The organism is Lysobacter sp. CA196, from assembly GCF_052078695.1.
GTDB lineage: Bacteria > Pseudomonadota > Gammaproteobacteria > Xanthomonadales > Xanthomonadaceae > Lysobacter.
Genome location: NZ_JBQJIN010000005.1, coordinates 1 through 19,613, shown reverse-complemented (window position 1 = coordinate 19,613; position 19,613 = coordinate 1). Strand labels below are relative to the sequence as shown.

20 protein-coding genes are annotated in these 19,613 nt (G+C 69.9%); 8 read left to right on the top strand and 12 right to left on the bottom strand.

The annotated features are described in order from the left end of the window. Positions 1 to 54: 54 nt before the first annotated feature. The 10 genes from ACTOWK_RS06535 to ACTOWK_RS06490 form a co-directional block, all read right to left on the bottom strand. Entirely contained in the window at positions 55 to 714 is a 660-nt protein-coding gene (locus tag ACTOWK_RS06535; RefSeq protein WP_441329376.1) for a hypothetical protein, read from the bottom strand. 101 nt (positions 715 to 815) lie between these two features. Further along, positions 816 to 1,556, bottom strand: a complete 741-nt coding sequence (gene fabG, locus ACTOWK_RS06530) for a 3-oxoacyl-ACP reductase FabG (protein WP_441329375.1) — start codon at positions 1,554 to 1,556, stop codon at positions 816 to 818. Positions 1,557 to 1,674: 118 nt separating this feature from the next. Next, entirely contained in the window at positions 1,675 to 2,184 is a 510-nt protein-coding gene (locus ACTOWK_RS06525) for a hypothetical protein (RefSeq protein ID WP_441329374.1), read from the bottom strand. A 201-nt stretch (positions 2,185 to 2,385) separates the two neighbouring features. Further along, complete coding sequence (locus tag ACTOWK_RS06520) at positions 2,386 to 2,817, bottom strand: phosphotransferase (protein ID WP_441329373.1); 432 nt, start codon at positions 2,815 to 2,817, stop codon at positions 2,386 to 2,388. Next, entirely contained in the window at positions 2,804 to 5,146 is a 2,343-nt protein-coding gene (locus ACTOWK_RS06515; RefSeq protein ID WP_441329372.1) for an MMPL family transporter, read from the bottom strand. Before ACTOWK_RS06515 ends, ACTOWK_RS06520 begins: the two co-directional genes overlap by 14 nt. After that, positions 5,146 to 5,883 (bottom strand): LolA-related protein, encoded by a 738-nt coding sequence (locus tag ACTOWK_RS06510; RefSeq protein WP_441329371.1) that lies wholly within the window; start codon positions 5,881 to 5,883, stop codon positions 5,146 to 5,148. Before ACTOWK_RS06510 ends, ACTOWK_RS06515 begins: the two co-directional genes overlap by 1 nt. Continuing rightward, positions 5,798 to 6,775 carry an LpxL/LpxP family acyltransferase gene (locus ACTOWK_RS06505; RefSeq protein ID WP_441329370.1) on the bottom strand — a complete coding sequence of 326 codons (978 nt, stop codon included), beginning with the start codon at positions 6,773 to 6,775 and terminating at the stop codon, positions 5,798 to 5,800. Before ACTOWK_RS06505 ends, ACTOWK_RS06510 begins: the two co-directional genes overlap by 86 nt. Beyond that, a complete protein-coding gene (locus ACTOWK_RS06500) occupies positions 6,772 to 7,077 on the bottom strand; it encodes a hypothetical protein (protein ID WP_441329369.1) in 306 nt (101 codons plus the stop codon). The genes ACTOWK_RS06505 and ACTOWK_RS06500 overlap by 4 nt, the downstream gene beginning before the upstream one ends. A gap of 187 nt (positions 7,078 to 7,264) precedes the next feature. Continuing rightward, entirely contained in the window at positions 7,265 to 7,966 is a 702-nt protein-coding gene (locus tag ACTOWK_RS06495; RefSeq protein ID WP_441329368.1) for a ketosynthase, read from the bottom strand. Positions 7,967 to 8,025: 59 nt separating this feature from the next. Continuing rightward, a complete protein-coding gene (locus ACTOWK_RS06490; protein ID WP_031371265.1) occupies positions 8,026 to 8,295 on the bottom strand; it encodes a phosphopantetheine-binding protein in 270 nt (89 codons plus the stop codon). A 229-nt stretch (positions 8,296 to 8,524) separates the two neighbouring features. Between ACTOWK_RS06490 and ACTOWK_RS06485 the strand changes: the two genes are divergently transcribed. From ACTOWK_RS06485 to ACTOWK_RS06475, 3 genes are all read left to right on the top strand, one after another. Next, positions 8,525 to 9,925, top strand: a complete 1,401-nt coding sequence (locus ACTOWK_RS06485) for an NAD(P)/FAD-dependent oxidoreductase (protein WP_441329367.1) — start codon at positions 8,525 to 8,527, stop codon at positions 9,923 to 9,925. Between the two features lie 23 nt (positions 9,926 to 9,948). Continuing rightward, on the top strand, positions 9,949 to 10,941 hold the full coding sequence (locus ACTOWK_RS06480) for a chorismate transformation enzyme, FkbO/Hyg5 family (RefSeq protein WP_441329546.1): 993 nt from the start codon (positions 9,949 to 9,951) through the stop codon (positions 10,939 to 10,941). A gap of 189 nt (positions 10,942 to 11,130) precedes the next feature. Next, the gene (locus ACTOWK_RS06475; protein WP_441329366.1) at positions 11,131 to 11,379 is read left to right on the top strand and encodes a hypothetical protein; all 249 of its coding nucleotides are present in this window, start codon (positions 11,131 to 11,133) and stop codon (positions 11,377 to 11,379) included. Positions 11,380 to 11,612: 233 nt separating this feature from the next. Here the strand turns inward: ACTOWK_RS06475 and ACTOWK_RS06470 are convergent, their stop codons facing one another. Beyond that, positions 11,613 to 13,175, bottom strand: coding sequence for a dipeptide ABC transporter ATP-binding protein (locus ACTOWK_RS06470; protein WP_441329365.1), 1,563 nt, complete (start codon positions 13,173 to 13,175; stop codon positions 11,613 to 11,615). After that, positions 13,172 to 14,032: an ABC transporter permease gene (locus ACTOWK_RS06465; protein ID WP_441329364.1), complete on the bottom strand. Its 861-nt coding sequence runs from the start codon at positions 14,030 to 14,032 to the stop codon at positions 13,172 to 13,174. Before ACTOWK_RS06465 ends, ACTOWK_RS06470 begins: the two co-directional genes overlap by 4 nt. Positions 14,033 to 14,502: 470 nt before the next feature. On the opposite strand from ACTOWK_RS06465, the gene ACTOWK_RS06460 reads away from it, so the two are divergent. From ACTOWK_RS06460 to ACTOWK_RS06440, 5 genes are all read left to right on the top strand, one after another. Further along, positions 14,503 to 14,958 carry an RrF2 family transcriptional regulator gene (locus ACTOWK_RS06460; protein WP_441329363.1) on the top strand — a complete coding sequence of 152 codons (456 nt, stop codon included), beginning with the start codon at positions 14,503 to 14,505 and terminating at the stop codon, positions 14,956 to 14,958. Beyond that, the gene (locus tag ACTOWK_RS06455; protein ID WP_441329362.1) at positions 14,955 to 15,248 is read left to right on the top strand and encodes a DUF2292 domain-containing protein; all 294 of its coding nucleotides are present in this window, start codon (positions 14,955 to 14,957) and stop codon (positions 15,246 to 15,248) included. The genes ACTOWK_RS06460 and ACTOWK_RS06455 overlap by 4 nt, the downstream gene beginning before the upstream one ends. Positions 15,249 to 15,378: 130 nt before the next feature. After that, on the top strand, positions 15,379 to 16,854 hold the full coding sequence (locus ACTOWK_RS06450) for an OprO/OprP family phosphate-selective porin (RefSeq protein ID WP_441329361.1): 1,476 nt from the start codon (positions 15,379 to 15,381) through the stop codon (positions 16,852 to 16,854). Between the two features lie 89 nt (positions 16,855 to 16,943). Continuing rightward, entirely contained in the window at positions 16,944 to 17,945 is a 1,002-nt protein-coding gene (locus ACTOWK_RS06445; protein WP_441329360.1) for a sulfate ABC transporter substrate-binding protein, read from the top strand. 626 nt (positions 17,946 to 18,571) lie between these two features. Next, the coding region (locus ACTOWK_RS06440) for a condensation domain-containing protein (protein WP_441329359.1) at positions 18,572 to 19,613 on the top strand (1,042 nt) is incomplete at its 3' end.

The window sequence follows — 19,613 nt, the reverse complement described above, 5'->3', positions numbered from 1 at the left end:
CCGTCCGTCCGGCGGTCCGGGCGGACGGTTCTGCGAGCGCTGGGACGGCCCCGGTCAGGCGCCTGCCGGCTCGGCCTTGCTCGCCTCCGCGGGCGCCTCTTCGTCGGGCTCGCGCTTGCCGGTCGGGCCGCCCACCGCCTGATCGCGATTGGCGGTCAGGTAAGTCGCGATCATCTCGCTGACGCGGACATTCATGGCATTGTCGGTGCCGCCGAAGGAATAGGCCGCGCCCCAGGCATTGGCGTGCTGGTAGAACTCCGGTTCGGCGACGACCTCACCGCTGCCGGCATCGCTGAGCTTGACCGTCACCAGGATCGCCGAGCCGCCGGCGAGCGCGCCGCCGAAGAATCGTTTGCCGCCACTGATGAAGCGGATGTGGCGGATGTGCGGTTCGATCTTGAGCGTACGCGGCGCCGCCGTAGCCGCCGGCCGCGCGTTCCACTCGCTGAGGATCGGCGGCACGCGCAGATCGACATTGGCCTGCAAGCGTTCGCGCGCGATCTCGTTGCTTTTCTGTCCGGCGTAAGGCGCGTCCATCGCGATCGGCACCAACTCGAAACGGTCGTACGCTTTCAACGCGACCGATGGCGGCGGGTTGTCGTCGTTGCGCGCTTCGACGTACTTGACCATCGCGCCGCGCGCTTGCACCAGCAGCGGGGCTACTGCCGTCGCCAGCAGGCAGACGGCTGCCACCGCATGCGTCCATCGCTTCATCGTCGAATCCCCTGAGTGTCGGCTGCACGAGCCGTCCCGTGTATGCGCCGGCAGTATGCGACGAGGTTCCGGACTCGAAAATGTGTGCCGGGCCGCACGCCTCAGCCCATGCCGCCATTGATCCCGATCACTTGGCCGTTGATGTAGCCGGCCACATCCGAACACAGGAAGGCGACCAGCGCGGCGACTTCGTCGGCGCGGCCGGCGCGGCCGGCCGGGACCATCTGCTTGATCGCCTCCGCAGTGAACGTGCCGTCGGCCATGCGCCCTTCGATCACGCCGGGCGCGACCACGTTGACGGTGATGCCGCGGCTGGCCATCTCGCGCGCCAACGATTTGGAGGCACCGTGCAGCGCCGCCTTGGCCGCGGCGTAGTTGGTCTGGCCGCGGTTACCGAGCACCGCCGCCACCGAAGACACGTTGACGATGCGCCCCCAGCGCGTGCGCGCCATCGGCAACAACAGCGGTTGGGTGACGTGGAAGAAACCGTGCAGGGATACGTCGATCACCCGCTTCCACTGCGCCAGGCTCATGCCGGCCATCGGCGCGTCGTCGTGGATGCCGGCGTTGTTGACTACGCCCTGGATCGGCCCGGCTTCGAGCAGGCCTTCCAGCGCGATGCGCGCCGCCTGATCGTCGGCGACGTCGAAGGCGATCGCCGAGGCCTGGCCGCCGGCCGCCTCGATCTGCGCGACCACTGCCTGGGCGCGTTCGAGGTGCTGGTTGGCGTGCACGATCACCTGCCAACCGGCTGCCGCCAGTGCGACGCAGATCGCCTGACCGAGGTCGCCGCTGCCGCCGGTGACGAGGGCGCGGCGCGGCGAGGGGTGCGAGATGGACATGCGGACGACTCCGAGCGGCAAAGCCCGATTGTCCCCGCCCCGCCGCCGTGGCGAAAGCCACGCGGCGGAGCGGGGAGTCGCCGCTCCTGGCCAGCCGGTCTGAGGCACGGCTTCCGGCTCAGGTCGAAACGAGGAAACCGTCCGGGTACGGCGGGTCGCCCTCGCGGCCGTGCAGGTTGTCGATCTGCACCAGACGGTGCTCGATCGCCTGCCCCTGTCCGTCGCAGAGCAGGTGTTGCTCGCCGCGCCACACCGCCCAGGCGCGCTCGTCGCCGTCCTCGTCCTCGCCGTCGACGGCAACCACCCACCATTCCAGGGTGCGCTGCGCATCCGGCGCCAACCGCATCGTCGCCGACGCGTCGAAGTCGAGTTCGATCCGGCCTTCGTCGGTAGCGGTGCCGAGCCATTGGGCGAAGATCGCCGAGCGTCCACCGGCGATGCGGAACATGTCGACCCAGGTATCGGCCGGCATGTCTTCGTCGTAGGGCCGGTCGCAGCGCTCGATCCAGTGCAAGCGCGCGCCTTCGCGGCGGCCGAGGAGGATGCGCAGACGCAGGCGATGGCCGATGCGGCCTTCGTCGACGGCGCGGTGCGCGCCGAGGTCCTCGAAATGGAACTGCAGCGACATGCACGAAGCTCCCGAGCGCGATACGGCACGGCCGCCGCATCTGCACTAGGAAACGCCGGCGCCGGCGGGGTGTGAATGCAGACGTGGACGATGCACTTCAGGGCGAGCCTGGCTCGCGGTGCTTATGCCCCAAGCCGCGACCGCGCCGCGACCGCACCGTGATCGGGGGTTCGATGCCCGCTGCGCGGGGCCGGCGCAGGCTCAGTCCGGCCGCGCCATTACCGCGGCACGCCCCTGCGCGATCAGCACGCCGGCGTGGTGCAGCTCGAACTGGTACTGCCAGCTCTCGCCAGTATCGATCAGCTTGTGCGCACGGCCTTCGATCGCACCGGCCAGGTCGTCGATGCGCGCGAGCTGCAGTTGCACGCCGCGCAGCGCCACCAGCACGCCCGGCTTGGCCACGCCGCCGTCACGGCGCGCGAGCAGTCCGCCGTGCACGGCCATGGCCTGGGCGCCGTATTCGCACAAATGCACGGCGTGCAGGCGCCCGTCGCGACGCAGCGGATGGGCGGGATCGCGATGGCCGTCGGTACGCAGCACGATGCGTTCCTCGTCCCATTCGACGACTTCTTGCCACAGGCACATCAGGCCCTGGTGCGGGATCAGCGCGGCGATCGCCTCACGCGTGCGCATCGCCGGCCTCCATCGCCGCCGGTTCGCGCACGATCAGCAAGGCCAGCACGAAGTTGAAGACCACGCCGAGTGCGACCGTACTGCCGATCGCGCGCAACACCGGTATCGACGACAGACCGAGCAACGCGAACACCAGCAGCGTGGTCAGGCTGCACACGATCACCGCATGCAGGGTGCGCAGTTGTTCGGCGCGGTCGTCGCCGGCGTGGTCGAAGAACAAGGCGTAATCCAGACCCAAGCCGGCGGCGAGGATCAGCGAGACCAGATGGAACAGGTTGAGTTCGACGCCGAGGCCGCGCAGCACCGCCAGGATCAGCAGGCTGCTCAAGGCCATCGGTGCGAGCACGCGCAGCACCCGCCGCGGCGAGCGCAGGGCCACCCAGACCGCGGCGGCGAGCAACACGCCGGCCAGGCCCAAGGCCATCAATACGCGGCCGCGGTAATCGGCGACCAAGGATTCGGAGGCTTGCTTGAGATCGAGCAACTGGCCGCCGTGACGGCGCACCACCGTCGCGACCGCGGCCGGGTCGTTGAGCCCGGTCAGCGACACCAGCGCGGTGGCGTGGTCGCCGCGCTGCAGCAGCAGGCCTTCGACGCTGACCGCGAGCGGCGTGCCGGCAAGGTCGCGCGGAGTCAGCGGCGGCGCCTGCCGTGCGCGTTCGACGTCGGCGAGGAAATCGACGAAGGCGTCGCTGCGGAACGGCGTCGCCGCGACGGCGGTGTCGAGCGCGCTGCGCAGGCTCGCCGCATCGGGCAGGCGCTGCTGACGTTCGCGCTGGGTCTTGGCGCTGGGCAGATAACGCGCGGCGAGGTCGTAGCCGGCGATCGCGCCGCGTTGGCGCAGCGCCGGCAGTTCGGCCAACAAGGCTTCCGAGGACTGCAGCGCGGCCTCGGCGTCGCGGCCCTCGATGGCGATGACGTAGCGCACGTCGGGCGCGCCGAGTTCCTCGCGCAGCTGCGCGTCGCGCGCGAGCGCAGCGGCCGGCACCGGGGTCAGCTTGGCCAGATCGTTCTGCCAGAAGGCGCCCGGCACGAACAGGATCACCGCCAGCGCCAAGGCCGCGATCAACGACACGCCGGCCACGCCGAGCCGCGGCCAGCGCGCCAGCCGCGTCCACAGCCGCGCCAGCGCCGGCGAACCGGCGGCGTCGCGCGGCGCCGGGTCGATCAACCCCGGCAATACGAAGCGCGTGGCAAGCGCGGCAGTGGCGAGGCCGACGATGGTGAACACCGCGAGCTGCTGCAGGCCGTCGACGCCGGACACGAAGAAAGTCAGGTAGGCGATGCAGGTCGAGGTCACGCCGGTGCCGAGGGTCGGCCACAGGCTGCGCGCACTCGCCCACGGCGACAGGCCGGGACGCTGGTGACTGAACAAATGGATCGGGTAGTCCTGGACCACGCCGATCAAGGTGAAACCGAAGGCGACGGTGATGCCGTGCACGCCATCGAACAGCGCGGCGACTGCGCCGAGCCCGGCCAGGCCCGCGGTCGCCAGCGGCAGGCCGCCGAGCAGCGGCGCCTTCCAACTGCGGTAGGCCAGCCACAGCAACAGTACGAACACCAGGCTGTCGATGGTGCCGATCAGACTCGCCTCGCGCTGGGTGCGCCCGCCGATCTCGACCGAGAACGCGCCGGGGCCGCTGACGGTCAGCCGCGCCGGGCTGTTGCCGCGCGCTTGCGCGAAGGCGGCGTGGATCGCATCGAGCGCGCCTTGTTGGCCGGTCGGGTCGAACCCGGCCGCGCGCGTCTCGATCGCCAACAAAGCCTGCTTGCCGGCGCGATCGAACCACACGCCGTGCACGGTCTGCGGCGCCTGCGCCGGTTGCCAGGCTTCGGCCAGGCGCAGCATTTCCAGGGTCGGATCGCTCGGCAGCAGCGGCTCGATCAACTCGCCGGCCGGAGAACCGAGGTCTTGCACGCGGGTGTCGAGTTGCTCGCGCAGATAGGCGCTGTCGAGCGGCTGTTCGTCGAAAGTCGGGGTCAGCAGATAGCGATAAGGGCGCAAGCGTTCCGGCACCGCGTCCAGGCCCTGCGCCGCGCCGTTGGCGACCAGCTTGAACTGCGCTTGCACGGCGAGGCGTTCGCGCAACGCCGCCGATTGCGCGGCGAGGGTCGCCGGCTCGTCGCCTTCGATCGCCAACAGCAACAGACGCGAGCCCGGGCCTTCGCCGAGTTCGTCGATCAGCAGTTTCTGCGCCGGCGTCTGCGCGCTCGGCATGAAGCGACGCAGGTCGCCGCTGAGCTGCAGGCGGCTGCCGATCGCCCAGCCGGCGACCGCGAGCAGGGCCAGCCACAGCAGGGCGAGACCGAGACGGCGTGCGGGCGTCATCAACGCGCCGCGCCGTGGCCGCGGCACAAGGCCGCGAGCTGGCTCGCGTCGGCGACGCCGGCCGCGGCGCGCGCGGCGCTGGCCAGCAAGGTGCGCTGTTGTTCGTTGCCGCGCGCCGGCCGGGTCTCGATGCAACGCAGCTCGTCGTCGCGGCCGAGCAGGACGATCTCGCGCACGCGTGCGGCCAGGCCCGCGTCCTTCGGGGTCAGGCTGATGCTCCACTGCCGGCGCGTGCCTTCGGCGGCCAGGCGGTAATGCTGTTCGAGCAGGGCGCGGTCGCCGCCGAGCAAGGCGCCGAAGCTGGCCTGCAGCGCGACCAGCTCGGGCGCGCGCGCCAGCGAGAAGCGCTTGGCCGGTTTGCCCGGGCGGACGATGCCGACCTCGCCCTGACCCGGCTTGGCGCCGGTGCGGATGGTGGTGGTCTCGGCGTACGGCGCGCGCACCTCGCGTACCAGGGTGGTCGCGTCCGGGCGGCGGTACTCGCCCGACAGGCGCAGCGGCGCCTTGAGCAGGGCCGAGCCGCGCACTTCGACGAAGTCGGTGCGGGCCGGCACCGGCTGCGCCAGGCGCGGCAGGATCCAGTCGGAATCGGCCGCGACCGCGGCCTCGGCGGCCGACGCCCCGGCCGGCACGGCCTGGACGGCGGCGGCCTCAGTAACCGGAGCGGCGCGCAGCGACCCGGCGCCGAGCATCAGCGCCAGAGTCCACATGCAGGGCTTGTTGAGCGTCATCGGCATGCCAGAAATCGTAGAAGTTGAACCAGTTATAGGGAGCGCTGCGGGCTTGCGACTGCAGGCGCTCGGCGTAACGCTGGACCAGCGCGGCAAGGATCGCCGGGCGGTTATGCCGCTCGATCGCCACACCCTCGCTGAACGTCTCGAACACCAGGTCGTAGCGCGCACCGCCACGGTACAGGCCGAAGGCCAGCACCACCGGCACTTTCAGCGCCGCCGCGATCAGCCACGGCGCGGTCGGGAACTCGGCGGGCGCGCCGAGAAAGGACGCAGCGGTGCGCGGCTCGTGCGGCGCAGCGCGGTCGACCAGCAAGGCCACGATCGCGCCTTCGTCGGTGGCCTGCTTGATCGCGAACACGATCGAGGGGCCGTCCTGGCCGGCGTCGATGACGGTGCGCGCGATCTGCGGGTCCAGCGCATCGAGCATCTCGGTCAGGGCCGGGTTGTGGCCGCGGTCGAACACCACCCGCAGTTTCAGGCCGGGCCGACTGCGCGACAGCACCCGCAAGGCCTCGAAGCTGCCCAGGTGCGAGCCGAACAGCAGCAGGCCCTGGCCGCGGTCGAGATAGGGTTCGAGTTTGTCCAGGCCGTCCACGCGCACCTCGAACGGCGCCATGCGCCCGCTGAGCATGTACAGGCGGTCGAGGATGGTCGCGGCGAAGGTGTGGATGTGGCGGGCGATGTCGAGCAGGCGCGGCCGACGATCGAGCACCCGCGCCAGGTAGTCGCGCGAGGCGCGCCGCTCCGGGCCGCGCACGGCCAGGAAGTAGGCGACGATCGGATACAGGGTCAGGCGCGCGATCGAGCGGCCGCCGCGACGGGCGATGAAGCCGATCAGGCGGAAGGCCAGCCGGCCGCCGCCCTCGGGGCGTTGCTTCCAGTGCTCGCCGCTCATGCCGAGGCCTCCGCGGCGGCCGGCTCGGCGACGACTTCGCCGCTGGCGAGCAGGTCGTCGCCGCGACGTACGCGAAAACGCCAGCGCGCCGCGCCGAGCGTTTCCAGTTCGACCTGCGCCGATTGCTCCGGCAGCAGCGGCTGCAGGAACTTCACCTGCGGCAGGCGCAACCCGCTCAGCGGTCCGTGCGCGGCTTCGACCGCGGCGATCACCTGCTCCAGCAGAACCACGCCGGGCACCAGCGGGCGGCCCGGGAAGTGCCCGGGCAGGCAGGGATGATCGGACGGGATCGCGAACGGCATACGGGCGGGGCGGCGGGGTCGGCGGCTGGGGCGAGGGTCACAGGATAAAGCACGCGCATTCAGCGGGGCGTCGAAATGCGACGACGGCCCTTGAAATATGCGCGATCGCAGTGTGCGGCGGTGCCCAAACGCCGGACCTGCGCGACACCGGCCAGACCGCGGCGGCGGGCGGCGCGGAGCGGCGATCTCAGGAGAACAGCTCGCGCCAGAAGCGCGGGCCGAGCTTGGCCATGCGGTGCATGAAGTCGAAGAAACCGCTCTCCGGCCGCACCGGGAAACGGCGTTGCCGCACCAGGTACTCGCCGGCGAACATGCCGCCGACGATGCCGTAGTTGATCAGGTTGGCGAACCACGACCATTGCTCCTGGCTGATCGCGACCGGCGGCACCTGGCCCAGGCGCGCCAGCACGCCGTCGGGCACGGCGATCATCGCCAGGGCGCCGTTGACCAACGCCAGCAGCGTCAGCACCAGTGCCCACAACGCGGTCAGACGGCGGGTGTAGCGATACAGCTCGGGCGACAAGGCCGACACCGGGCCTTCGTGCAGGGCCGCGACGATGCGGGTGATCAGGGCCTCGCGCGGCGCGCGCAGGCTGCGCCCGAACCACCACGCCAGCCAGCCGTTGAACAGCATCGGCGGGGCCAGCAACAGCATCTGCGCGTACGGGGTGAAGGCCGATGCGGCCAAAGCCGCGAGCAGCGCAAGGGTCGCTGCCCAGGCGCGCCAACGCATGCCCAGCAGGCCGTCGATGGTGACGAACACGACCAGGTCGGCCAGGGCCAGCGCCGCCAACGCGCCGCCGCCGTCGTGGCTGGCCCAATGCGCCAGCACCGGGTAGGCGATCGCCAGCAACAGGCGCGCCAGGGCGCTGGACGAAGAAGGGTTCACGTCGGTTCCGAGGACGGGCGCAGGCGCTGACGGTTCGACACCGCGCCGGCCGCCAGCGTTCAGGCGGCCCGCTGCTGCTCGATATGCGCCGACAGCGCCCGCAGCGAAGCGAAGATGCGGCGGTTCTCGTCGCTGTCGGAGCGCAGCTGGAAGCCGTAGCGCTTGGTGATCGCCAGGGCCAGTTCCAACGCGTCGATCGAGTCCAGCCCGAGGCCTTCGTTGAACAGCGCCGCTTCCGGATCGATCTGCTCCGGTGCCACGTCTTCCAGGTTCAGGCTCTCAACCAGCAGCTGCGCCAGTTCGCGTTCGGCGGGGCTTTGTTCAGACATCGGGCGATCCGGTCACGGTGGGACAAGGGGCGCAACGATCCGCCATCGGCGCCGCAGGCGCAACCGGCGGGCGCGGCCGGCCGCTCCATCGGCCCCGACCCAAAGCCGCTGTCGCCCGCCGCGGACCTGCGTTATCAGGCACTTGAGGCAGTGTGCCGAAGCGGCGCGACGACGCCTGCGACCCGCCGCCGCTGCGCAGCGGGTCGAGGCGGCAGGCTATCATTTGCGCATGAATCCGCCCGACTCCGCGCCCGACGCGGCCGCACCGACGGCCACCGCTGCCTCCAGCACGGCCAGCCCCTCCCACGCCGCGCAGACGATCGACACCGACGTCCTGGTGATCGGCGGCGGCCCGGCCGGCACCACCGCGGCGACCCTGCTCGCACGCAAGGGCTGGAAGGTGTTGCTGCTGGAAAAAGGCAGCCACCCGCGTTTCCACATCGGCGAGTCGCTGCTGCCGATGAACCTGGCCATCCTCGAGCGCCTCGGCGTGCTCGAACAGGTGCGCGCGATCGGCATCCACAAGCCCGGCGCCGAGTTCCCGATCGACGCCGAGCGCTACAACACCTTCCGCTTCGAGCGCGCGCTCAACCCGGTCTACGGCTACGCCTTCCAGGTCAAGCGCGAGGAATTCGACGAACTGCTGTTCCGCCACGCCCAGGCCAACGGCGTCGATGCGCGCGAGCGGGTCAAGGTCGAGAAGATCGAGTTCGGCGCCGACGGCCGCCCGGCGGTGGTCCACGCCCGCGGCGAGGACGGCAGCGAGCTGCGGGTGCGCCCGCGCTACCTGGTCGACGGCAGCGGCCGCGACACCTTCCTCGGCGGCCAGCTCAAGCTCAAGCAGAAGAATCAGCTGCACCAGTCGGCGGCGATCTTCAGCCACTTCACCGGCGTGCAGCGCCGCGACGGCGAGGACGCCGGCAACATCACCGTGCAGCGTTTCGCCCACGGCTGGATGTGGCTGATCCCGCTGCAGCGCGACGTCATGAGCGTCGGCGCAGTGTGTTTCCCCGACTACCTCAAGCAGCGCCGCGGCGACAGCGAAGCCTTCCTGATGCAGACGCTGGAGTCCGAGCCCTCGGTGTGGCGGCGCATGCAGGGCGCGCAGCGCTGCGGCGAGGTCCACGTCACCGGCAATTATTCCTACACCTGTTCGCGCATGACCGGCCCGGGTTGGGTCATGGTCGGCGACGCCTACGCCTTCGTCGATCCGGTGTTCTCCTCCGGCGTCTACCTCGGCATGAACAGCGGCGAACAGGCCGCCTCGGTGGTCGACGGCGCCCTGCGCGAGCCGGCGCGCGAAACCGAACTGCAGACCGCGATGGTCAAGCGGCTCAAGCGCGGCCTGCGTCATTTCCAATGGTTCATCTATCGCTTCACCACCCCGGTGATGCGCGAGCTGTTCAACGCCCCACGCAACTATTGGCAGATCGAGCAGGCGGTGATCTCGATGCTCGCCGGCGACGTCTTCGACAACCACGAAGTGTTGCGCCGCCTGCGCGTGTTCCGCTTCGTCTATGCGATGACCGCGCTGCGGATGGCGCCGCAGGCGCTGCGCGGCTGGTGGCGGCGCAAGCGTCAGGTCGGTGTGGATTTCCGCGGCGACACCCTGCAACGGGGCAACCCGTGAGCGCGGCCGAAGCCATACTGGCGATGCCGCCGCAACTGCAGGTCGACTACGTCGCGGCCACGCCGGCCGAGTTGCTGGACCAGGACGACACCCTGGCGGTGTTCGGCTTCGGGACCGAAGCGCCGCAGCACGACGACCCGCGTTATCTGCAGGTGGCCCTGGAGCCGTTCGGCGACCGGCGCCTGGAGCGCTGGCGCGGCCGCGGCCCGGTGATCAAGGGCCGCGACGGCGACCTGGCCTGGTCGGAAGACGGCGCACTGCAGTTCGGCGTGATCGAATTCGACGAACCCGAACCGCTGCCGGGCGAAGCCACCAACGGCGAGATCGCGCGCGCCGCCGAATACCTGTACCGCAAGCTGCTCGCCTTTACCGAAGCGCGTGGTTATCCGCATTTGTTGCGGATCTGGAATTATCTCGACGGCATCACCCTCGGTCACGGCGACGAAGAGCGCTACCGCTTGTTTTGCGTCGGCCGCGCCAAGGGCCTGGGCGATTTCGACATCGCCCGCCTGCCGGCGGCGACCGCGATCGGCCGCGTCGACGGCGCGCGCCGCCTGCAGGTGTATTGGCTGGCCTCGCGCACGCCCGGCACGCCGCTGGAAAATCCGCGCCAGGTCAGCGCCTATCGCTACCCGCGCCAGTACGGTCCACAGCCGCCGAGCTTCGCCCGCGCCATGCTGCCGCCGCAGCCGGCGGCGATGCCGCTGCTGTTGTCGGGCACCGCGGCGGTGGTCGGCCACGAGTCCAAACACGCCGATTCGGTGTTGGCCCAGCTCGACGAGACCCTGGCCAACTTCGACAGCCTGCTCGGCGTCGCCCGCCAGCGCCGGCCGCAGTTGTCGAGCGCGTTCGGCGCCGGCTCCTGCCTGAAGGTGTACGTGCGCGACGTCGAGGAGATCGACAACGTCGCCGCCGCGCTCGACCGTCGCTTCGGCGATCGGGTGCCGCGCATCCTGCTGCACGCGGCGATCTGCCGCTACGAGCTGCGTGTCGAGATCGACGGCTCGCACGGCTGAAAACCCGCCACGCGGTGTTCACCGCTCGCAATCGGCGATAAATCGGCGAAACCGCTGCTCGAGGGCGCAGCCGCGGCGCCGCTTCGGCGGCGCTTTCATTAGTCCCGGCCACCTTCGGCACTTGAAATCGGCCCGGTAAACGCTACGTTGCGCATGTGGCCAAACGGGCCGACTGCGGAGTACGACACGATGGGATTGATCAGCCTGCTCTGGGGCATCGTCGCGCTGCTGTGGATGATCCTCGCCCTGATCCCGCTGCTGGGCTGGGGCAACTGGTTCCTGATCCCGTTCGCCGCGGTCGGCGCGATCATCGCCGCGATCGGCGTGCTGTTCACGAGCTCGGAAAAGAACGGCCGCGCCAAGACCGGCCTGCTGCTCAACGCCATCGTGATCGTGGTCGGCGTGGTCCGCCTGGGCATCGGCGGCGGCGTCATCTGAGCGCGGCCGCGTGAGCGGCGGCTGCATCTGAGCCCGCGCCTGAGCGGGGGCGGCATTCGCGTCCGTTCGCCTAAACGGCGACTTCATTCGAGTCCGCGCGCCTGAGCGGCGACACTTGCACCGCTCAGCGCGACACGGCCATGCAGCGGCGCGATCGTCGCGCCCGATCTTGCGCCATCGATGTTCCGGGCCGAAACCTTGGCCCGGAACGTTCCTGGGCGCGAGGGTCCGAGTCAGGCCTGGTCAAGTCCGGTTTTCGGACGCGCGGCGAGCAGCGCCCGCGTATGCGCGTGCTGCGGCGCGCGCAGCACCTGCGCGGTCGGCCCGGTCTCGACGATGCGGCCGGCTTCGAGCACGGCGATGCGCTCGGCCACCGCCGCGGCAGCGGCGAGGTCGTGAGTCACGAACAACAGGGCCAGGCCGCGTTCGCGCTTGAGCCGCGCTAGCAGCGCCAGAATCGCCGCGCGGTGATGCGCGTCCAGGGCCGACACCGCCTCGTCGCAGACCAACAGCTCGGGGTCGGTCGCCAGTGCACGCGCGATCGCGATGCGCTGACGTTGGCCGCCGGAGAACTGGTGCGGATAACGATCGAGCATGGCCTCATCGAGGCCGACCGCCTGCATCAACGCAGCGGCATGGCGGCGGCGCGCGGCGGCATCGCCACGACCGTGGATGCGCAAGGGCTCGGCCACGATCTCGGCGATACGCAGGCGCGGATCGAGCGAGGCGTAGGGGTCTTGGAACACGACCCCGGTACGCGCGCGCAAGCGGCGTAAGGCGCGTGCGTCGAGATCGCCGAGGTCGGTGCCGTCGATCGACACCCGCCCCTGTGCGCCGCGCAACAGGCGTAGCAACACGCGGCCGAGCGTGCTCTTGCCGCTGCCGCTCTCGCCGACCAGGGCCAGGCCCTCGCCGCGACGCAATTCGATGTCGACGCCGTCGAGCGCGCGGTGCGCGGCGCGCGGATAGCGCATGCGCAGGCCCTCGCCACGCAGCAACACCGGCGCCTCCGACGCGCTTTCCGGCAAGGCCTCGATGCGGTCGGCGGCGAGCAGCTCGCGCGTATAGGCCTGGGTCGGCGCGGCGAACACCGCCGCGGTGTCGCCGCGTTCGACCACCGCACCGCGCTGCAGCACCAGCAACTGCTGCGCGTAGGCGCCGACCAGCGGCAGGTCGTGACTGATCAGCAACAACGCCAAGCGATCTTCGCGACGCAGGCGGTCGAGCAGGTCGAGAATGTCGCGGGCGATGCGCGCATCCAGGGCCGAAGTCGGTTCGTCGGCGATCAGCACCCGCGGCTGGGTCGCCAAGGCCAGGGCGATGGCGATGCGTTGGCGCTGGCCGCCGGAAAACTGGTGCGGATAGCGCCGCAGCGCGTTCGCCGGGTCCGGCAGTTGCACGCGTTCGAACAGGGCGAGGGCACGTTCGCCTGCGGCCGCGGCCGACAGGCCGCAGACCGCGCGCAGGGTTTCGACCAGTTGCGCGCCGACCCGGCGCAGCGGATGCAGGGCCGCGAGCGGATCCTGCGGCACCCAAGCCAGGCTGCGGCCGCGCAGGCGCGCGTGCGCGGCGCCGCCGAGGACGATGCTTTCGCCGTCGACGCTGAGCCGCCCTTCGCCGTGCAGCTCGGGCGGCAACAAACCCAACAAAGCCAATGCGGTCAGGCTCTTGCCGCTGCCGCTCTCGCCGACCACGCCGAGGCATTCGCCGGCCTGCAGTTGCACATCGAGCGGGCCGAGCAAGCCGCGCGTGCGCGTCGCCACCGTCAGCGCCTGCAGGCGCAGCAGCGCGCTCATGCGGCCGCCGCCTCGACCTTGGCGGCGCCGTCGCGGGCCTCGCTGCGCACGTCGAGCCAGTCGCGCAGGCCGTCGCCGAGAAACTGGAACGCGGCCAGGGTCGCGACCAGGAACCCGGCCGGGAACAGCAAGGTCCAAGGCGCGCTGTCGAGTTCCTGCACGCCTTCGGCGAGCAGGCCGCCCCAACTCGACGAGGGCTCGTCGATCGACAGGCCGAGGAAGCCGAGGAAACTCTCGACCAGGATCGCCTGCGGCAGGATCAGGCCGAGGTAGACGAACGCCAGCGGCAACAGATTCGGCAGCACGTGCCAACGCAGGCGTTGGCCGAAACTCGCCCCGGCCGCCTGCGCAGCGAGCACGAACGGCGCCTCACGCAGGCGCGCGGCCTCGGCGCGCATCACCCGCGCCAGGTCGATCCAGACATACCCGCCGATCGCCGCGAGCAGCAGCCACAACGAGCGCTCGAACAAGGTGAGCAGCAGAATGACGACCAGCAGAAACGGCAGCGCCGAGAACACGTCGAGCACCCGCAACATCGCGCGCTCGACGCGGCCGCCGGCCAGACCGGCGATGGCGCCGTAGCCCAGGCCGATGACCAGGGCGACCACGCTGGCGAGCAAGCCGATGCCGAGCGAGAGCCGGCCACCGGCGAGCGTACGCGCGAACACGTCGCGACCGATCGCATCGGTGCCGAACCAGTGCCCGGCCGTGCCCGGCCGCACCGACAGCGCGTCCCAGTCGGGCAGGATCGGCCCGTAGCGACCCAACGCCGGCGCAAGCCAGCACGCGGCGGCGAGGACGGCGAGCACCGTCAGACAGGTACGAGCGAGCGGCGGAAGCGAGGCGAGAGAACGCATGGGCGCTCATCCTAACGGCTTCGTTGGCGAACGGGTCCGGCAGAGCGGCGGCGTACCCGTTTCCTATTTCTTATCGACCTAATCCATTGCCTCCCCGGAGCATTCCCCCCTTTGGAAAGGGGGGCCAGGGGGGATTTGCCTTTGCTCCTGCTCCGGCCGGATCACCGCGACCTGCCCGCAAATCCCCCGGCGCAGCCAGAGCGTCGTCTTGCTCCCCAACGCAGGCGCCAGCCCCCTTTTGCAAAGCGGGCGAATCATCTGCGTGCCCCAGGCCGTGTCTGAGTCTGCCCGGAGCATTCCCCCCCTTGAAAAAGGGGGGTAGGGGGGATTTGCCTTTAGCTTTTGCTTCGAACCCCCAACGCCACCCGCCCGCACATAGCCCCAGGTCATAAGCAGATGAAGCAATACCTTTTCCCCTGAGCCACCGGTCGCGGCCACATTCCCTACATGGTGAATAGGAAATGCTGACGATGAAGGCCAAATACGCACTACGCGCAATGTGCGCGCTGGCGCGTGCCGACGGTGGCCGGCTCCGGGGCGGTCGGCTGCAGGCGCGCACGATCGCCGAACACAGCCGCGCACCCGGCAAGTTCCTCGAAACCATCCTGGTCGATCTGCGCCAGGCCGGCTTCATCGACAGCCGGCGCGGCCAGAAGGGCGGCCACGCCCTCGCCCGCCCGGCCGACCAGATCATGATCGGCGACCTGATCCGCGCCATCGACGGGCCGCTGGCGCCGGTGCGCTGCGCCAGCGTCAGCGCCTATCAGCCCTGCGCCGACTGCCCCGACCCCGACGCCTGCAGCCTGCGTTCGCTGATGCGCGAGGCACGCGACGCGATCTCCGACGTGCTCGACCGGCGCAGCCTGCACGAACTCGCCCAGGCACCGGGTTCGAGCCTGGCCGCGCTGGCCGGAGACGGCCCGTGAGTCGGCGGGTGCCGGGCGAGCGCGGTGCCGGCCAACGCGAGTCGACCGAACCGCGCCGCCGCGAACGCGCCATTGCGCGCCAACCGAACGTCGACGCCGCCCGGCCCGAGCCCGCGGTCGACCCCGAGATCAACATCGTCAACCTCAGCGACAGCGAGTACCAGTTGCTGAGCGCGGTGCGCGAACTCGGCCAGGGCCAGATCGAAGTCGTCGTGCACAGCTCGCGCATCGTCCAGATCACCCGCAGCCAACGTCTGCCGGTGACGCCGACGCGGGCACCGCGGCCGTGAGCCGCGCGCGCTGTCGACGCCAGTAATCCATCCCCGCGGCCGTCGCCGCGGCCGCTCGACCTCCACCCACCCGCTATCGGCCCGATCGATGGGCCCGCCGACTGTCCAGTCACCGCTGAAGGAGCACAATATGCAAACCCGGGTTCGACTTGCGAACGCAACGCCTACCGCGACCACTTGGCTGTGGGGCGCGCTGGCCTGCGCACTCGCCTTGCCGGCCCAGGCGCAAACGGCTCCGCCGACGGTCGAAGAACTGGCCAAACGGCTGCGCGCGATCGAACAACGCCTGGGTGGCGGCGAAGCCGGTGCTGGCGCGGCCGTCGCCAACGCGGCCGTCGACAGCGGCAACCTGGCCGATCTCGACCAACGCCTGCGAGTGATCGAGCGCCGCCTGGAACTGCAGGCCGAGGAAAGCGCGGCCAAGGCCGCGAGCACGCCGACGCTGACGCTCAGCGCGAGCAAGGGGCTGGCGGTGAAATCGCCGCCGCCGGGCGACGTCGAACTGAAGTTCAAGGCGCTGGTGCAGGCCGACGGCCGCTTCTTCATCGGCGACGACAGCGTGCCGCAGAGCGATAGCTTTCTGTTCCGCCGCATCATGCCGACCATCGAAGGCAGTTGGGGCCCGCTGGTCGGCTTCCGCCTGACCCCGGAGTTCGCCGGCGACAGTGCGACCATCGCCGACGCCTACCTCGATCTGAAGTTCGACCCGCGCGCGACCGTACGCATCGGCAAGTTCAAGAGCCCGGTCGGGCTGGAACGCCTGCAGTCCAGCGGCTCGACCGCGCTGATCGAACTCGGCCTGGCCTCGGAACTCACCCCGAACCGCGACCTCGGCGTGCAACTGCAAGGCGAGTTCGCGCAGTCGACGGTGTCGTACGCGCTCGGCGTCTACAACGGCGCGGTCGACGGCCGCGACAGCCCGACCGTCAATCCCGACAACGACTTCGAACTCGCCGGGCGTTTGTTCTTCGAGCCGTGGAAGAACCACAGCAATGCGCTCTCGGGCCTGGGCTTCGGCCTCGCCGGCAGCCGCGGCGACAAGCAGGACAGCGGCAACAACTTCCTGCCGCGCTATCGCACCCCGGGACAGACCCAGTTCTTCAACTATCGCGGCACCGCGCTGGCCGACGGCGCGCACACCCGCTGGTCGCCGCAGGCCTGGTACTACCGCAACGGCTTCAGCCTGCTCGGCGAATACGTCAGCTCCAGCCAGGAGGTGCGCGTCGGTGCGGTCGCCGACGAACTCGATCATCGCGCCTGGCAACTCACCGGCGGCTACGTGCTGACCGGCGAGGACGCCGGTTACAAGGGCGTGGCCCGGCCTAACCAACCGTTTACGGTCGGTGGTGCAGGCTGGGGCGCGTTCGAACTGGTTGCACGCTACGGGCGCCTGGAGATCGACGATGCGGCCTTCCCGCGCTACGCCGATCGCAACGCCGTCGCCGCCGCGGCCCGTTCCTGGGGTTTGGGGTTGAACTGGTACCTGACCGGCAACCTCAAGCTCGTCGCCAACTACACCCAGACCGAATTCGATGGCGGTGCCGCCGCGGGCCGCGACCGCGAAGACGAGAAGGCCTTCTTTACCCGCGCCCAACTCGCCTTCTGACCCGCCGCGCGATCGTTTCCGCCAACACGAATCGAACCTCACCGCGCAGAACGCTCTCGCCCAGTTCGCCCCACGCACAGGACTTACCGATGAAAACCACCTTCCGCCTGATGTTGCTCGGCCTGGCCCTCTCCGCCGCCTGCGCATCGGCCAAAGACGCCGAACTGCTCAACGTGTCCTACGACCCCACCCGCGAGTTCTACGCCGAGGTCAACCAGGTGTTCGCCGCGCAGTGGAAGCAGCAGACCGGCGAAACCCTCAACCTGCGCGCCTCGCACGGCGGCTCGGGCAAGCAGGCGCGCTCGGTCGTCGACGGCCTCGAAGCCGACGTGGTGACCCTGGCGCTGGCCGGCGACATCGACACCATCGCCAACGCCAAGCAGTTGCCGGCGAACTGGCAGACGCGCCTGCCGCACCAGAGCTCGCCCTACACCTCGACCATCGTATTCCTGGTGCGCAAGGGCAACCCGAAGGGCATCAAGGACTGGGGCGACCTGACCCAGGCCGGCCTCGGGGTGATCACGCCGAACCCGAAGACCTCCGGCGGTGCGCGCTGGAACTACCTCGCCGCCTGGGCCTGGGCCTCGACCAAGTACCGCGACGGCGACAAGGTCGTCGACTACCTCACTCAGTTGTTCAAGAACGTGCCGGTGCTCGATACCGGCGCACGCGGTTCGACCACGACCTTCGTCGACCGCGGCATCGGCGACGTGCTGTTGGCCTGGGAGAACGAGGCCTTGTTGACCCTGGAGCAGCCGGCCAATCGCGGCAAGTACGAAATCGTCGTGCCGAGCCTGAGCATCAAGGCCGAACCGCCGGTGGCCTGGGTCGACAAGAATGTCGACAAACACGGCACCCGCAAGCAGGCCGAGGCCTATCTGCGCTTCCTCTACACACCGGAAGGCCAGCGCCTCGCCGCCAAGCACGGCTATCGTCCGGCCGAGCCGGACAAGGTGCCTGCGGCCGAACTCGCCAAGTTCCCGGCGGTGAAGCAAGTCACCATCGACGGCGCATTCGGCGGCTGGAAGAAAGCCCAGGCCGCGCATTTCTCCGACGGCGGTTTCTTCGACAAGATCTATCTGCCGAAGTAAGCCCGCACACGACGGGACTTCGATGGCTTGCCTCGCGAGGGGCAAGCGGCCGGCCTCGCCCATCGCGACGCCGGCACGAGCCGCGACACCGCACGGTGCCGCGGCTCTTTCACTTCTGCGATTCGTAAACGCATCCGACGTCGCGTCTGCATCCGAGATTGGGGCGATGCGCGCATCGTTCGCGTGTCCGCGATCACGGCCGCAGCGATCGCGAGCGAAGGCGAGATCGGCCGAGACCTCGCCGAACCGTTGTTTTCGCGACCGCCGACGTCTGCGCACTACGCGCTTACGTGTCGGACTCGAAGCATTAATTCCCGTGCTCATCACAGTTATCCGTTCGTGCACGGATAAGTACATGGACACGCCGAATGCGCATTGCATACTCGCCGCGCATCGCAACGAGCCTGTGCCGACAGTCGCGTCATGGGTCCGCATCGTCATCGTTCGGTCATGAACGATGGGTTGTGCGGCGCATGCGAGGTCCGCATCGCCGCGGGCGGCATTCGCTACGGCCCGCTGGCTGCTGCGTCGATCGATACACGGGGCTTCATCATTCGCCATCGCTGCGTCGGCCCGCCCCGGACGCGTAGACGCTGCGACGGGCGCTTTCATCCTGGAACCGGTCCATGCGCAACGCCCAGATCGAAGACCTGCTGCCGCTGTCGCCGTTGCAGCACGGCTTCCTGTTCCACGCCCTGTACGACCAGGAGGTGCAGGACAGCTACGTCGTGCAGATGGTGTTCGCGCTCGACGGCGCGCTCGATGCGGCGGTGCTGCAAGCAGCAGCGCAGGCGTTGTTGCGGCGCCACGCCAGCCTGCGTGCGGCCTTCGTCCACCACAAGATCAAGGAGCCGGTGCAGGTCATCCAGCGCGAGGTCGAACTGCCGTGGCGTGAGGTCGAGCTGGGTGGTTTGCCTGCGGACGAGCGCGCCGCAGCCTTGGCGCGTGCGATCGCCGACGACCAGCAGCAGCGCTTCGAGCTGACCCGCGCGCCGTTGCTTCGCTTCGTGCTGGTGCGCGAGTCGGCGACGCACCACTACCTGGTGTTCACCAGCCACCACATCCTGCTCGACGGTTGGTCCTCGCCGATCCTGTTGCAGGAGTTGTTCGCGCTGTACCGCAACGGCGCCGACGTGCAGGCGCTGCCGCGGGTTACGCCGTACCGCGATTACATGCGTTGGTTGACCTCGCGCGACGCCGCCGCGGCGCGCACGGCCTGGCGCGATGCCTTCGCCGGCTTCGAGGAGCCGAGCCGGATCGCGCCGGCGACCACCGCGCCGGCGGTGCCCGACACCGTGCGCATCGACCTGCCCGACGCACTCGTGCAAGCGCTGACCCGGCTCACCCGCGGCCTCGGGGTCACCCTCAACACCGTCGTGCAGGCGGCGTGGGGATTGCTGCTCGGTCGGCTGAGCCATCGCCGCGATGTCGCCTTCGGCACCACCGTGTCGGGCCGGCCGCCGGAACTGACCGGGGTCGAGCAGATGGTCGGCTTGTTTATCAACACCTTGCCGCTGCGGCTGCAATGGCGGCCCGACGAGTCGGTGCGCGAGCTGCTGCTGCGTCTGCAGCACGAACAATCGGCACTGCTCGATCACCAGCATCTCGGCCTGACCGAGATTCAGCGCCTGGCCGGGCACGGCGAGTTGTTCGACACCTTGGTGGTGT